This is a genomic window from Arthrobacter sp. MYb214 (assembly GCF_002979865.1).
GTDB lineage: Bacteria > Actinomycetota > Actinomycetes > Actinomycetales > Micrococcaceae > Glutamicibacter.
Genome location: NZ_PCPZ01000002.1, coordinates 287,359 through 301,031 on the forward strand (window position 1 = coordinate 287,359; position 13,673 = coordinate 301,031).

At 60.7% G+C, this 13,673-nt stretch carries 12 protein-coding genes; 5 read left to right on the top strand and 7 right to left on the bottom strand.

The window, feature by feature from the left end:
• Positions 1-233 precede the first annotated feature (233 nt).
• From CQ012_RS07055 to CQ012_RS07065, 3 genes are all read left to right on the top strand, one after another.
• On the top strand, positions 234-1,622 hold the full coding sequence (locus tag CQ012_RS07055; protein ID WP_105657113.1) for an MFS transporter: 1,389 nt from the start codon (positions 234-236) through the stop codon (positions 1,620-1,622).
• 183 nt (positions 1,623-1,805) lie between these two features.
• A complete protein-coding gene (locus tag CQ012_RS07060; RefSeq protein WP_181149032.1) occupies positions 1,806-2,546 on the top strand; it encodes an SDR family oxidoreductase in 741 nt (246 codons plus the stop codon).
• A 102-nt stretch (positions 2,547-2,648) separates the two neighbouring features.
• Positions 2,649-3,104 (top strand): DUF6176 family protein, encoded by a 456-nt coding sequence (locus CQ012_RS07065; RefSeq protein ID WP_286134588.1) that lies wholly within the window; start codon positions 2,649-2,651, stop codon positions 3,102-3,104.
• A 71-nt stretch (positions 3,105-3,175) separates the two neighbouring features.
• Here CQ012_RS07065 and CQ012_RS07070 read toward each other — a convergent pair whose 3' ends face one another.
• Complete coding sequence (locus CQ012_RS07070; RefSeq protein WP_181148829.1) at positions 3,176-4,957, bottom strand: acetyl/propionyl/methylcrotonyl-CoA carboxylase subunit alpha; 1,782 nt, start codon at positions 4,955-4,957, stop codon at positions 3,176-3,178.
• Between the two features lie 303 nt (positions 4,958-5,260).
• Here CQ012_RS07070 and CQ012_RS07075 point away from each other — a divergent pair, with 303 nt between their 5' ends.
• A complete protein-coding gene (locus CQ012_RS07075; RefSeq protein WP_146112923.1) occupies positions 5,261-5,683 on the top strand; it encodes a hypothetical protein in 423 nt (140 codons plus the stop codon).
• Between the two features lie 54 nt (positions 5,684-5,737).
• On the opposite strand, the gene CQ012_RS07080 is transcribed toward CQ012_RS07075, so the two are convergent.
• Both CQ012_RS07080 and CQ012_RS07085 read right to left on the bottom strand, forming a co-directional pair.
• Entirely contained in the window at positions 5,738-6,304 is a 567-nt protein-coding gene (locus CQ012_RS07080; protein WP_388024124.1) for a GNAT family N-acetyltransferase, read from the bottom strand.
• Positions 6,305-6,389: 85 nt separating this feature from the next.
• The gene (locus CQ012_RS07085) at positions 6,390-6,908 is read right to left on the bottom strand and encodes a CGNR zinc finger domain-containing protein (RefSeq protein ID WP_105661743.1); all 519 of its coding nucleotides are present in this window, start codon (positions 6,906-6,908) and stop codon (positions 6,390-6,392) included.
• A 25-nt stretch (positions 6,909-6,933) separates the two neighbouring features.
• Between CQ012_RS07085 and CQ012_RS17405 the strand changes: the two genes are divergently transcribed.
• Positions 6,934-7,137: a hypothetical protein gene (locus CQ012_RS17405; RefSeq protein ID WP_146112924.1), complete on the top strand. Its 204-nt coding sequence runs from the start codon at positions 6,934-6,936 to the stop codon at positions 7,135-7,137.
• A 54-nt stretch (positions 7,138-7,191) separates the two neighbouring features.
• On the opposite strand, the gene CQ012_RS07095 is transcribed toward CQ012_RS17405, so the two are convergent.
• Genes CQ012_RS07095 through CQ012_RS07110 form a run of 4 tightly spaced genes read right to left on the bottom strand, consistent with a single transcriptional unit; the run spans position 7,192 to position 13,500 of the window.
• Positions 7,192-7,833 (bottom strand): Maf family protein, encoded by a 642-nt coding sequence (locus tag CQ012_RS07095; RefSeq protein WP_105661745.1) that lies wholly within the window; start codon positions 7,831-7,833, stop codon positions 7,192-7,194.
• The gene (locus CQ012_RS07100) at positions 7,830-11,333 is read right to left on the bottom strand and encodes an MMPL family transporter (RefSeq protein ID WP_105661746.1); all 3,504 of its coding nucleotides are present in this window, start codon (positions 11,331-11,333) and stop codon (positions 7,830-7,832) included. The genes CQ012_RS07095 and CQ012_RS07100 overlap by 4 nt, the downstream gene beginning before the upstream one ends.
• A gap of 4 nt (positions 11,334-11,337) precedes the next feature.
• Positions 11,338-12,120: a TetR family transcriptional regulator gene (locus CQ012_RS07105; protein WP_105661747.1), complete on the bottom strand. Its 783-nt coding sequence runs from the start codon at positions 12,118-12,120 to the stop codon at positions 11,338-11,340.
• 3 nt (positions 12,121-12,123) lie between these two features.
• On the bottom strand, positions 12,124-13,500 hold the full coding sequence (locus CQ012_RS07110; RefSeq protein ID WP_105661748.1) for a dicarboxylate/amino acid:cation symporter: 1,377 nt from the start codon (positions 13,498-13,500) through the stop codon (positions 12,124-12,126).
• Positions 13,501-13,673: the final 173 nt, after the last annotated feature.

Here is a 13,673-nt window from a genome sequence, read left to right on the forward strand (position 1 = left end):
TTGCCGACCGACTCTGATATAAGTGTAAAAACCGTTTTCTCAGGTCACGTCTCAATATGTGGAAGCGCATATTCCTGCTAGTAGGCCCGTGAATTGCCGTTTGCTGTTCAGTTTCATTTCATCTGGTGTCCAAATGCTGGACATCAATATCCGAATACTGGTCACCGAGGTTTACGATTATGGCAACGTAAATGAACATCTGACTCGTACTTTCACTCTAAGGAGCAGCCTCCATGTCGCAGGCTAACCAAGCAGTGGCGCCGAAGGAAAACACCCGCGGTCGCGTGCTGTTTGCCAGCATGATTGGCACCACTGTCGAATTCTTCGACTTCTACGCCTACGCCACCGCGTCGGTTCTCGTTTTCCCGGCGTTGTTCTTCCCTAACGCCTCCACCATCAACGCGATCCTTTCATCGTTCGCGATCTTCGGCGTGGCTTTCGTGGCTCGTCCACTGGGTTCAATCATCTTCGGCCACTACGGCGACAAGCTCGGCCGCAAGGGCACCCTGGTGGCGTCACTGCTGCTGATGGGCATTGCCACCTTCCTGATCGGCTTCCTGCCGCCGGCCGCGGGCAACTGGACCGTTTTGGCTCCGACCGCACTGGTGCTGCTGCGCTTCGCACAGGGCCTGGCGCTGGGCGGCGAATGGTCCGGCGCTGCGCTGCTGGCCACCGAGAATGCGCCGAAGAACAAGCGCGCCATCTACGGCACGTTCCCCCAGCTGGGCGCACCCATCGGCTTCATCATCGCGAACCTGATGTTCGTGGCCCTGCAGACCTTCTGCACTGCAGAGCAGTTCATGGCATGGGGCTGGCGCGTTCCGTTCTACTTCTCGGCAGTCATGGTGATCATCGGCCTGTGGGTACGCCTGAAGCTGGTTGAATCCGCGTCCTTCAAGAAGGTCCTGGACCAGAAGAAGGTAGTGAAGTCGCCGTTTGCGGTGACCATGAAGAAGCACTGGCGCCCAACCCTGGCCGGTACCTTCATCATGCTGGCAACCTATGTGCTGTTCTACCTGATGACCTCCTTCACCCTGACCTACGGCACCCAGCCAGCTACCGTCGAGCAGGCGACTGCTGCAGCTGAAGCCAAGGGCAAAACCTTTGACGCCGCAGGCTTCGTTCCGGGCTTGGGCATTGAACGCCCGACCTTCTTGACCATGCTGATCATCGGTGTCGTCTTCTTCGGTATCTTCACCGTGGTTTCCGGCCCGTTGGCTGAGAAGTTCGGCCGCCGCAAGTTCCTGATCTGGGTTACCGCGGGCATCTTCGTCTTCGGACTGTCGTGGACCCTGTTCTTCGGTCCAGGCCAGGGCGCTGCCATGGCCGGGCTGATCATCGGGTTCACCCTGATGGGTCTGACTTTCGGCCCAATGGCTGCGTATCTGCCTGAGTTGTTCCCGTCCAATGTCCGCTACACCGGCTCGGCTGTTGCCTACAACATGTCCTCGGTGATCGGTGCGGCTCCTGCTTCCTTCGTGGCTGTAGCCCTGTGGAAGGCCGGTGCGGGCAACACCACCGGCGTTGGCCTGTACTTGGCACTTGGCGCGGTACTGACCTTGGTCGCGCTGTTCATGACGCGCGATACCTCTGACATGGACATGGAAGAGTGGGTCGAGTAGTTCGACAGTCTTGCCGAGGGAACGGCTCGGCGAATCATCAAGCCATGATGATTCGCCGGGCCGTTTCCCGTTTCCGTGCAGCCTGGATGAATACGAGCTGAAAAGGGCCATCAACCCCTGACAACTTGATGCGCGGCATGGAAGCATGGGACGCGGAATATCCAATACCGAAGGGGAATGCTCATGCGTATTGCAGTTGCGGGAGGCACCGGCGCTATCGGCACGCTGGTGGTCGAAAAACTCAAGAGTGCTGGCCACGAACCAGTGGTGCTCGCACGGTCCGTGGGATGCGACCTGGTGAACCGCAACGCGGTAAAGCAGTGGCTGGTTGACTGCCAATCGGTCATCGATGTTTCCGGAGTTTCCACCACCAGCTCTGCTGCATCCATGCGGTATTTCACCCACTCGACGGCCAACCTCGTCAGTGTGGGGCGCGAGTCCGGGGTGCAGAACCACGTGGCGCTCTCGATCATCGGAGCGGCCGAAGTGGATTCCAGCTATTACGCGGGCAAAGCCGTGCAAGAGCGGATGCTGCACATGCTTCCCGGTGGCTATACGCTGCTGCGCTCGACCCAGTTCCACGAATTCATTGGCCAGAATATCAAGCGTCTGGGCGCGGGTCCGGTGCAGATGGCGCCGAAAATGCGGATGCAGCCCATCGCGGGCATCGAAGTGGCTGCAGCACTAGTGGATCTTGCCGAGGGGTCGGCGCAGGGCGTGGTGCAAGACCTTGCTGGGCCGCAAGAAGAATACGCTCCCGACCTGTTTGCCAAGTACCTGCAGGCCCAAGGCAGGTCTCCAAAGATGGTTGAAGTGCCTGTTCCTGGCCCCATGGGCAAGGCCATGCGTGATGGGGGACTGCTGCCAGGCGGTTCCGCCCGGTTGGGCCACGAAACCTTCGATGCCTGGCTAGCGCGGCAGTAGCCCGAACCAGCCTCCTTATTCAGTATCCATTGGCTGGCGTGCGGGAACTTCCAGCATCCGAATAGCCGTGACAAAACAAGTGGATTCTGGAAGCATCACGTCATGGACGAAAAAGAACCGCATGTTCCCTACAATCCCACGCCTCGGGACTTTCCCGGCTTTGCGATGCCAGCTTCAGTGCCGCAAGGCATGCGTCTGGAGCTGAGCCGTTCAAGGATCAAGGATGGGCAGGATGAGAACTTTGGCGCCTGGATCGACATGCTCAATGCGCGCTACGAGGAATGCGAAGCATCCTTATCGGCACAACGGGCAGCGCTGGAAGCAACATTCAGGCATGTGGAAGCCGATGGTTCAATATGGATCTACCACCTGAGCCTGGTAGGCGAGAACGGCGGCGGGCTCGATACGCAGCAGGATATCGATGTGGCGCACGAAGCAGCTAGCCGCCAGGCGAAAATGCCTGGCTGGGAAGAACTTGAACCGAAGTTCCTGCTCATGCCCGATCACCTGAAGGCATCCATGGCGCACTGGGCAGAACATGGACAGGTGCCAGAGTAGAAGATTCCAGTTGCAGAACGACGCAGGGCCTGGACATATCTGTCCAGGCCCTGCGTCGTTGCAAACGAGTGCTACTTGGCTTCTTCGATCGAAGCGATGACGGCGCCCGATGACAGGGTCTCGCCCGGGGCAACTTCCAAGCCGCTGACCACGCCATCACGGTGCGCAGTAATTGGCTGCTCCATCTTCATCGCTTCCAGCACGACAATCAGATCGCCCTGGGCCACGGCCTCGCCATTCTCAACGGCAACCTTCACGATGGTGCCCTGCATCGGCGAACGCAGTTCTGCGCTGTTCGCGCCAGCGGAGCTGGCTGCCTTGCGGCCCGGCTTGCGCTTCTTCTTGCCTGCGGCCTTCTCGGCACCGTTGGAGGATACCGATCCCAGCGACGAAGGAAGGGTGACTTCCAGGCGCTTGCCGCCAACTTCAACGGTCACGCTGGTGCGCTCGTCTTCGGCTGCGTCCTCGCCGTCCATTGGCATCGGGTGGGGCTCGATGGCGTTATCGAATTCGGTTTCGATCCAGCGGGTGTGGACCTTGAACGGCCCCTGGGCCGGAACGAACGATGGGTCGCTCATCACTGCACGGTGGAATGGCAGCACGGTAGCCATGCCCTCGATCTGGAATTCTTCCAGCGCACGGCGGGCACGAGCCGCAGCCACTTCACGGGTGCTGCCGGTGACGATCAGCTTGGAGATCATCGAGTCGAAGTTCCCTGAAACGCTTTCGCCCTGCTCGATGCCCGAGTCAACGCGAACGCCGGGCCCCGATGGCAGGTTCATCTTGGAGATGGTGCCTGGGGTCGGCATGAAGTTGCGGCCGGCATCTTCGCCGTTGATGCGGAACTCGAAGGAGTGGCCGCGGATCTCCGGGTCGGTGTAGCCCAGTTCTTCGCCGCGGGCGATGCGGAACTGCTCGCGCACCAAGTCCAGGCCGGTGACTTCCTCGGAGACCGGGTGCTCAACCTGCAGGCGAGTATTGACCTCGAGGAAGGAAATGACGCCATCCTGGCCTACCAGGAATTCGCAGGTGCCTGCGCCGTTGTACTTCGCTTCGCGCAAGATGGCCTTGGAAGCTTCGTACAGCCGGGTGGTCTGCTCTTCGCTCAAGAACGGGGCCGGCGCTTCTTCAACCAGCTTCTGGTTGCGGCGCTGCAGCGAGCAGTCGCGGGTGGAAACGACAACCACGTTGCCGTGGATATCGGCCAAGCACTGGGTCTCCACGTGGCGCGGTGCATCCAGGAAACGTTCGATGAAGCATTCGCCGCGGCCGAAAGCGGCTACAGCTTCACGCACTGCCGAGTCGTACATTTCGCCGATTTCTTCGCGGTTGCGGACCACCTTGATGCCGCGTCCGCCGCCACCGTAGGCAGCCTTGATGGCCAGCGGAAGTCCGTGCTCGTCGGCGAAGGCGTATACCTCGTCGGCCGAGGCCACCGGATCCTTGGTGCCGGGAACCAGCGGAGCGCCCACCTTTTCAGCAATGTGGCGGGCCTTGACCTTGTCGCCGAGCTGGTCGATGGACTCTGGCGAAGGGCCAATCCAGGTCAAGCCCGCGTCAATAACAGCCTGGGCGAACTCGGCGTTCTCCGAGAGGAAGCCATAGCCCGGGTGGATCGCGTCGGCGCCGGAGCGTTCAGCTGCGTCCAGGATCTTCTCAATGCGAAGGTACGATTCAGCGGCGGTGGTACCGCCCAGCGCGTAGGCTTCATCAGCCAGACGCACATGCAGAGCATCGCGATCCGAGTCGGCATAGACCGCAACGGACTCGATTCCTTCATCGCGTGCGGCACGGATAATACGCACTGCAATCTCGCCGCGGTTGGCGATAAGCACCTTCGTCAATGGATTCATCATGAACCTTGTCTTTTAAAAATAGGGTTTCTCAGCTACGAGCCTATCGTTTTTGTGGGAACTATATGTAGTTATCGCCTAGAACGAGGGTGTTAGGGCGAATTTTTTGGAGGAATCCTACAAAGGAGCTTCGTGCTGGCTCTTCGCGGAACCTGCCCCGCGAGGCTTGCAGACCCTGTCGCCCGCGAGGCCTGGAAAGGGGCGCGGCTCTCCGCTGGTGCGCTGGCAGCGCTGGCATCTGCCCTAGTCTTCGCGCACCCGGCGAACTAGGCTATCGCCAAGATGGAAAACAAGGAGGCAGTCGTGGGAAATCAAGGCAAGGCGCTCTGTGCGCTGCTGGCTGCTGGAACGCTCGCCTTGGCCGGTTGCTCCAGTGGGAGCGGCATCCCGGCGCTTGACCGCGATCCGGCTGGAACCGACCAGTGGCCGGGGGATAGGAGCCAGTTGGAGAACCTTGGCATGCAATCCGTGCGTTTTCTGGTCACGCACGGCAACGCCGACTACTTCGCCACCGCATCGGCAGATGCGCAAACGGCTTGCCTGTTCAAATTCGCCCAAGGAGAGGCCTCGGCAGCTGGCGGATGCGGCGGGGCCGGGGACGCGGATGCCATCGTCGAAGTGAGCGCCCCTGGAACGAGGATGATGCTGGTCCGGGCCGGAGCCGACTTCTCGGACTTGGAAGAGGCGGGCTGGACCAGGATCCACGAGAACATTCTAGTGTTCTAGCTGGCCGGGAGCCAAGGGATTCCTGAAGGGCCGCTTGACGCCTGCAGGATTGGGCTATCCAAGGTTGGCGCCCATGGTGTACACCACAGGTCCCTCTGCTATCGCGGTGCGATGCAATACCTCGAAACCGTGCCGCTCGTATAGGCGGACGTTTCTCTCGTTGGATGTTTCCAGCGACACCTCGGGATAGTCCGACGCGGCAATATGGTTCAGGCACCGGCTGATGAGTGCCGAACCAAGACCCCGTCCAACGCTGGATCCAGCAACCCCAAGCGTGGCAAAGTCCCACGCGTTCTCAGGCCGCTGTGGCAGGTCGGCTCCGTAGGTGATCTCCAAGCGATCGCCCATCAGCTGCGAAATCTCTTCCTGCATGCCCAAGCCAGGCTCTGGACAACTTGGTGGCAGGAGCGCAGCGACACCGTCGAGGTCCTCGCTGACCAGGACGACTCCATGCTCCAGAGCGTGGGAAAGGTAGACGGCTTGAAGGCGTTCCAAGCGCTCCAGGTAGCGATCGGCTGGAATGCTCCACCGTGTCCAGGGGTAGAACGCAAACGCCTCGGCCAAAGTAGAGGACGCACTGGGAATATCCGCGCGGCGCGCGGAACGGATAGCTGAAGTCACATCCATATCCTAGCCAAGCCAACCCGGCCTCCCGCCGTGCGCCGCCACGCCATGGTTCCGGCCTGGCATGAATCAGCCCCGGCAGCTACGCCTGCCGTTCGCGGTGCCGCCTGACGGCCGCGCGATTGGCGCAACGCACCGAGCAGAAACGCTGGCGCCCGTTGCGTGTCACGTCCACAACCACGTGGCCGCAGGGTGCGGCCTCGCAGCGCCGCAGCCGATGCATGCCCCTGGTGGTCAGGTGCAATGCCGTGCCCACGCAGAAGACCGAGCGCAGCACCTGGGGCATGCTCTGGCCGTCATCGCGATAGTGCAGGTGCCAACCCTCCCCATCGTGGTCCACCAGGCGCGGATAGGCCGAAGCTCGAGCCGCCTGCAAATTCAGCAGCAGCGCCCGCTCGGGATCGGACGGCGCGTCAACGATGTCCAGCCAGTCATCCACTACCGCGCGCGTTTGGGCATAGTCCGAGGCGAGCCGCGGAAAAGGCATGGTCATGCCGCTCTGCCGGGTGCGTTGTTCGATGCCGTCGCGGTCCGATGGCCAGTCATTGGCCAGCGACGCAGCGAGGAGCACCGCATATTCTCCGTAAGGGTTGAGTTGCATAAGAGCATTACATCATGCTGGAGCCATGACTATTGCACAGCACAGCCAAGCCGTTGATTCCCGGCAGGAAACCGATGTCCATGAGCACTGCTGGGAGATCGGATCCAGGCATCGGACTTCCGCCGGGATTGTTGAATACTTCCATTGCCGCCGCTGCCGGCGCCACATCATGCTCCAGCGCGGGTTCGGGCACGAACAGATGCTGCTGAGCAGGGAACTGCAGGCATGAAAAAGGTGCCTTCCGCTGTGGGGCGGAAGACACCATTTGCCGGCCGGAACCGGATTATTTCCAGAGATCCACGATGCTGATCCCGGCTTGGGCCAGCAGGCCGCGCAGCACGAAGACATCCAATCCGACTACGTTCTGGAAGTTGCCTTCGATGGACTCGATGAAGGCTGCAGCCAGCCCGTCAATGGTGAATGCCCCGGCGCAGGGCAGCGGTTCCCCGCTGGCGACGTAGGCCTCGATCTCGGCATCATCCACGGTGGAGAAATGCACCACGGTGGAAGATACCTGGCCGCGAGCCTGTTCCGGATTGGCGGGATCAATCAGCCAATGGCCCGAGTGCAGGATTCCGGTAGAACCGCTCAGCTGCAGCCATCGTTCGCGGGCTACCTCTTTGGTGTGCGGCTTGCCGTAGGCCACGCCATCAAGTTCGAAGACCGAATCGCAGCCCAGCACCACGGTGCCTGCCGGATGATCTGCCTGGGTCACGTTCTCGGCCTTGGCACGAGCCAGCAGCAATGCGGTCTGCGCTGGACTCTGCTCGCCGTTGCGGGCCACGGCAGCTGCCAGCACCGCATCTTCATCCACCTCGGAAACCTGGGTGGTGAATTTGATGCCCGCATCGGCCAGGACCTTCTTGCGTCCCCACGAAGCCGAAGCCAGCAGCAACCGGGGTCCTGTCTTCATCTGTTCGCTCATACGGCGGCGTTCTCCTTGGCCTGGTCCTGGCTGGAATTATCAGCGGAAGTGCTTTCCCCGGAATCCAGCATATCGTTGAGTTTCGATCCTTCGACATCAACATCCGGCAGGATCTTGTCCAGCCATTTAGGCAGGTACCAGGCCTTGTCGCCCAGCAGGTGCATCACTGCCGGAATGAAGGTCATGCGGATGATGAACGCATCGAAGAGCACACCGAAAGCCAGCGCGAAACCGAGCGGGCGGATCATTGCCAGGTGCGAGAACACGAAGCCGGCGAAGACCGAGATCATGATCAGCGCAGCGGCGGTGACGACCGGTGCTGCCATCGAGAAGCCGGAACGGACCGCGTCCTTGGCCGGCTCGCCGTGAGCGTAGCGTTCACGCATCGCCGAGACCAGGAAGACCTGGTAGTCCATGGCCAGCCCGAACAGGATGCCGGTGAGCAGGATCGGCAGGAAGCTGAGCAGCGGACCGGGAACGTTCACATCGAAGAGGCCGGAGAACCAGCCGAACTGGTAAACCATGACGCTGGCGCCGAAGGCCGCGGCCAGCGAGAGCAGGAAGCCACCGGTGGCCAGCAATGGAACCACGACCGAACGGAAGACCAGCAGCAGCAGGATCAGCGACAGGCCAACCACGATGCTCAGGTACGGTACCAGGGCGGCGGTGACCTTTTCGGAGACGTCAATCTGCGCGGCAACCTGGCCGGTCACGGCAATGTCGGCACCCGTGGCCTCGGAGAACTCCGAGTAGTCCGCACGCAGCTGGTGCACCAGCGCTTCGGTGGCTTCCGAGGAAGGGCCATCGGTAGGGATCACCTGGATGGCTGCCAAGGTGCGGTCTTCGGTCATGGTGACTGGAATTGCGGCCACCACGCCGTTGTATTCGCGCAGTTTCTCGGCCACATCGAGGCTAGTTTCCTCAGCTTCGCGCTCGCTGAGCCCTGCAGGCAGATCAGCTAAGACCAGCAGCGGGCCGTTGTAGCCGGAACCGAACTTGTCGCTGGTTTGCTCGTAGGCCTGGAAGGCCTGCGAATCGGCAGGTTCTGCACTGCCATCAGGCAAAGCGGTTCGCATCTGCGTGGCCGGCAGGGCGATGGCACCCAGGACGAGTATCACCAGCAGGGTCACCGGAACAGCGATCTTGGTGACCATGCGAACCCAGCGAATGGAGAACGATTCCTTGATGTGGGGAATCGCGGCATCCGCGGCTGCCTTCTTGCGGGCCCGCTTGGAAACCAATTTGGTGCCGGCCAGGGACAGCAGTGCTGGCAGCAAAGTGATGTTCAGCAGCACCGAGCAGAACACGGTGAACGCGGCCGACAGGCCCAAGACGGTCAGGAACGGAAGCCCTGGAACAGCCAGTGCGGCCAGTGCGATGATCACGGTCAGCCCGGCGAAGACCACCGCGTTGCCGCTGGTTCCCACGGCGCGTGCAATCGACTCTCCGACCTCCATGCCGGACAACAGCTGCGAACGGTGGCGGTGGATGATGAACAGCGCATAGTCAATGCCCACCGCAAGGCCCAGCATGAGAGCCAGGGCAGGGGTAATCGAGGCCATGTCAATCAGCGAGGAGAACGCCATCGTAGTGCCCACGCCAGCGCCCACACCGAGGATCGCCAGCAACAGCGGCAGGCCGGCGGCGACCAAGGTGCCGAGCATGGCAATCAGGACAATGGCAGCGATGACCACACCAATGATTTCCGAGGCTCCGAAGACCTGGGACATGTCCTGCATGATCTCCTTGGAGAACAGCACCTCAACGCCGTTAGCCTGTGGACCTGCGGCGATAGCCTTGATCTGCTCGCGGTCATCGGGAGTCAAAGCGTCGGTCTGGACCTTGAAGGTCACCTGCGAAACTGCAGTACTGCCGTCTTCGGAAACGAAACGCATATCGGAGCTTGCGCCCACCTGGCGCGAAGCGAATTCCAGTTCAGCTCGGCCGGATTCCAGATCCTTCAGGCCTTGCTCTATGTCCTTCTCGCCCTGCTCAAGCTCGGCGGTCTTTTCCTTGATGGTTTTTTCGCCGTCTTCAAGCTGCTTCTTGGCTTCTGCCAGCTCGGCCTTGCCTGCAAGGAACTGGGCCTTCTTGGCATCGAATTCACGTTGCCCGGCCTCCAGCTTGGCCCTGCCGGCATCGAGCTCGGCCTGGCCTTCGCTCAGCTTCACCTTGTTGCTGGCGATCTCAGTTTTCGCTGCATCCAGCTGCGCCTTGGCGTCGTCCAGCTGGGTTTTGGCGGCGCTAAGCTGGCTGCGGTTCGCCTCCAGTTCCTGATGGCCGGCCTTGGCCTGGGCCTGTCCAGCGTCGAGTTCCTTGCGGGCGGCGTCAAGCTGCTTCAAGCCGGCTTCGGCCTTGGCGATCTGCCCCAGTGCGGCGGTGGCCTGCTGCTTACCGGCGGTCGCTTGGGCGATGCCGGATTCAGCCGAGGTTTTGCCGGCTTCGGCTTCGGCGAGACCACCCTGCAAGGCGTTCAACGCAGCGGTGTATTCGGAGATTTCCTTTTCATTGCCGGCTTCTTCAGCGGCATCAAGCTGCTGTTGCACGCCTGCAATCTGGATCTTCAGATCATCGATAGCGGCTTCAGCCTCGGCCAGTCCGGCCTGTGCGGCGGCCAGGCCATCTTCAGCTGACTTCAGACCCGTGGTGGCTTCTTCCTTGCCTGCCGACAGGGTTGCGTCGAATTCTTCGCGGGAAGAGTCGCCCAGCAGCTGTTCCATGCCAGCCTGGTACTCCTTCTCGCCCGCGGCGAGCTTGGCGTCAGCGGCATCGAGCTTCTGCTCGCCAGCGTCGAACTTTGCGCGGCCAGCGTTGTATTCGGCCGTTCCGTCCTTGTACTGGGCTAATCCGGCGTTGTACTTCGCTTCGCCAGCTTCCAGCTGGGCACGACCCGAAGTCAGCTCGCGCTGGCCGGTTTCCAGCTGCGCGCGGCTATCGGCGAGCTGCTTTTCGGCGGCGGCAATTTGCGGCTCGGCAGCCTGGATTTCCTTCTGGCCGTCAAAGTACTGTGCCCAGCCATCGGTGAGTTCCTCGCGGCCTTCCTTGAGCTGCACCTTGCCATCGGCAATCTGCACCTTGGCATCGTCAAGCTTTTCCTGGCCGTCAACGAGTTCCTGCTGCGCTTTCTCCAGCTCTGGCTGCGCCTTATCGAGCTGTTCCTGCAGTTCGAAGGGGCTCATGGCTTCGACTACCTGGGACTGCATGGCCAGCTGTTCCAGGGACTCGGCGACGGCCTGCTTCTGGGTTTCGTTCAGCGGCCGGTTCGAGCTTTCACGGAACACAATCGAGCCAGAGCCGCCGGCGAGATCCGGGAGCTCTTCCTTCATTCGGTCGAGGGTGCGCTGGGTTTCAGTTCCGGGCAGGGTGAAGGTATTCGATAGCTGGCCCATGAACAAGCTGGCGCACAGGCCGATGAAGATGAAGGCCGCCAGCCACATTGAAATGACGCGGTAGCGGTGCAGGTGTGCCCATCGAGCGAGGCGGTAGAGGAGGGAAGCCATGAGCTTAGATGTCCTTCAAGGTGCTAGTGCTGGTCAGCGGCAAGGCGGTAAAACCCTGGTCAAGGGTTTTCATGGCCTGGGTAATCAAGGAATGGAAGACGGAGATGAGCTCGGGGGAAATATCCAGACCGTGAGTTTCGGTAGCTGGCAGACGCTCGATCCACTCATCAAATGCTGCTTGGCCTGCGCCGAGCAGAGCATGGGTAAAGACTCTGATGGAAAAACTGTCGGCCTGCGGATAACGGCGGGCGACTTTTTCGATGACTTCCGTGGTGGCTGTCCGCCATTCGTTCATCGTGGCGGGGAAGCCGCAGTTGGCTTCTTCCGTTCGCAAGAATGCACCAAACTGGGCCACTTGCCCGAGCATCTGCGACACGTCATCAGACTTGAGCGATTCGATGATCGCTTCGACCAGAGGCATGGAGTCGGTCAGGTCGCTAATGGAATCCACCATGGTTCCCAGAACCTGGTGCAGGGGATAGGAGAAGACCGCATCTACTGATGGAAAGTAGTTGAAGAGTGTACGGCGCGAAACACCGGCCGCTTCAGCGATCTGCGTAGCGGTAAGCGCCGTGGCAGAGCCTTTGCGAAGCAGGTCCGCGACGGCTTCAACGATGGCTTGTTTCGTTGCTCGTTTGTTTAGTTCGCGGCGGGTGCCGGTACTCGGGGAAGTCACATAACTTACACTACGTGCAAAGTTGCACCCTGTGCAAAGTGAATCCGTGTGACCTTTAACCGGAAATCGGCGCACGAGCAGTAGTGCTCGTGCGCCGATTTCTTTCAGCAATGCCTACTTGGTTGCAGCTGCCTCAGCATCTGCCGCTGAGATGCTTTCATCAGCGAAGGGGTTGCCATTGCGTGGTGCGTTGTACATGTCAATGTCCAAGATGCCCTCGCGCTTGGCGACAATGGTTGGAATCAGTGCTTGGCCGGCGACATTTACCGCGGTGCGGCCCATATCAATGATCGGGTCAACGGCCATCAGCAGGCCAACGCCTGCCAGCGGCAGGCCCAGGGTGGAAAGGGTCAGCGTCAGCATGACGATGGCGCCGGTAGTGCCTGCGGTTGCTGCCGAGCCCAATACGGAAACCAGCGCAATCAAGAAGTAATCGGTGAGGGACAGCTCAATACCGAAGAACTGGGCAACGAAGATTGCTGCGATCGCCGGATAGATGGCAGCGCAGCCGTCCATCTTGGTAGTCGCGCCCAGCGGCACTGCGAAGGAAGCGTAGCCCGAAGGCACCCCGAGGTTGCGTTCGGTCACGCGCTGGGTCAATGGCAGGGTGCCAATCGAAGAGCGTGAAACGAAGGCCAGCTGTACTGCAGGCCATACACCCGAGAAGTACTGCTTGATTGACAGGCCATGTGCGCGGACCAGTACCGGGTAGAGCGCGAATAGCACCAGTGCCAAGCCGACGTAGATTGCAACGGTGAACTTGCCCAGTGCGCCAATAGTGTCCCAGCCATAGGTGGCAACAGCGTTGCCGATCAGGCCAACCGTGCCGATCGGCGCGATGCGGATGATCCACCAGAGGACCTTCTGGATGATCGCCAGGATAGAGGCCGAGAACGCGAGGAATGGTTCGGCCGTCTTGCCAACCTTGAGGGCAGCGACGCCCACGGCGATGGCAATGACCAGTATCTGCAGGACGTTGAAGCTGATCGAGGTGGAAGCGGTTGCTTCATCAACCAGCTTGGTGCTCGCGCCCAGACCCAGGAAGTTGGCTGGGACCAGGCCAGTGAGGAAGCCGAGCCAGTCGCCGGTCTTGCCATCGTATTCATCTGGCATGCCCTGGCCGGTATTCGCTCCGGGGCGGAAAACGGTGCCAAGAACCATGCCGATGATTACCGAGATCAAGGCAGTGATGGCAAACCAGAGCAGGGTCTGCCACGCAAGGCGTGCCGCATTGGTGACCTTGGCCAAATTGGCAATTGAGGCGACAACCGCAAAGAAGATCAGTGGGATCACTGCAGTGCGCAGCAACGCAACGTAGCTGGAACCAATGATCGACAGGGCTTCACCCAGCCCGTTGGGTTCCTCGGCGGTGCTGCCGGTGTACTTGGCTAGGAGACCCAGTAGAAGACCAACAATCAGCGCCGCAATGATCTGCGGGCCGAAATTGGTCATCCAGCGTGGAAGCTTAGATGAAGGCGCGGTAGTAGACATGCGTTCAAGATTAGGGCGCTTTTCTTCGCCGGCGGCAGTTTTTGTTACGCAACATGACGGTATTTCGCCGTTTGTGCTTTATTGCACTGAAAAGCGGTGTCTAGGGTCACTGGACCGGCGAAATGGCGCACGATTTGTGCGAAGACTTCGGTGCGGGGACACAGATCTTCACA

Coding starts and splice junctions, on each gene's coding strand:
- CQ012_RS07055 (WP_105657113.1), top strand. CDS start 234: ATGTCGCAGGCTAACCAAGCAGTGGCGCCGAAGGAAAACACCCGCGGT.
- CQ012_RS07060 (WP_181149032.1), top strand. CDS start 1,806: ATGCGTATTGCAGTTGCGGGAGGCACCGGCGCTATCGGCACGCTGGTG.
- CQ012_RS07065 (WP_286134588.1), top strand. CDS start 2,649: ATGGACGAAAAAGAACCGCATGTTCCCTACAATCCCACGCCTCGGGAC.
- CQ012_RS07070 (WP_181148829.1), bottom strand. CDS start 4,957: ATGAATCCATTGACGAAGGTGCTTATCGCCAACCGCGGCGAGATTGCA.
- CQ012_RS07085 (WP_105661743.1), bottom strand. CDS start 6,908: ATGCAACTCAACCCTTACGGAGAATATGCGGTGCTCCTCGCTGCGTCG.
- CQ012_RS17405 (WP_146112924.1), top strand. CDS start 6,934: ATGACTATTGCACAGCACAGCCAAGCCGTTGATTCCCGGCAGGAAACC.
- CQ012_RS07095 (WP_105661745.1), bottom strand. CDS start 7,833: ATGAGCGAACAGATGAAGACAGGACCCCGGTTGCTGCTGGCTTCGGCT.
- CQ012_RS07100 (WP_105661746.1), bottom strand. CDS start 11,333: ATGGCTTCCCTCCTCTACCGCCTCGCTCGATGGGCACACCTGCACCGC.
- CQ012_RS07110 (WP_105661748.1), bottom strand. CDS start 13,500: ATGTCTACTACCGCGCCTTCATCTAAGCTTCCACGCTGGATGACCAAT.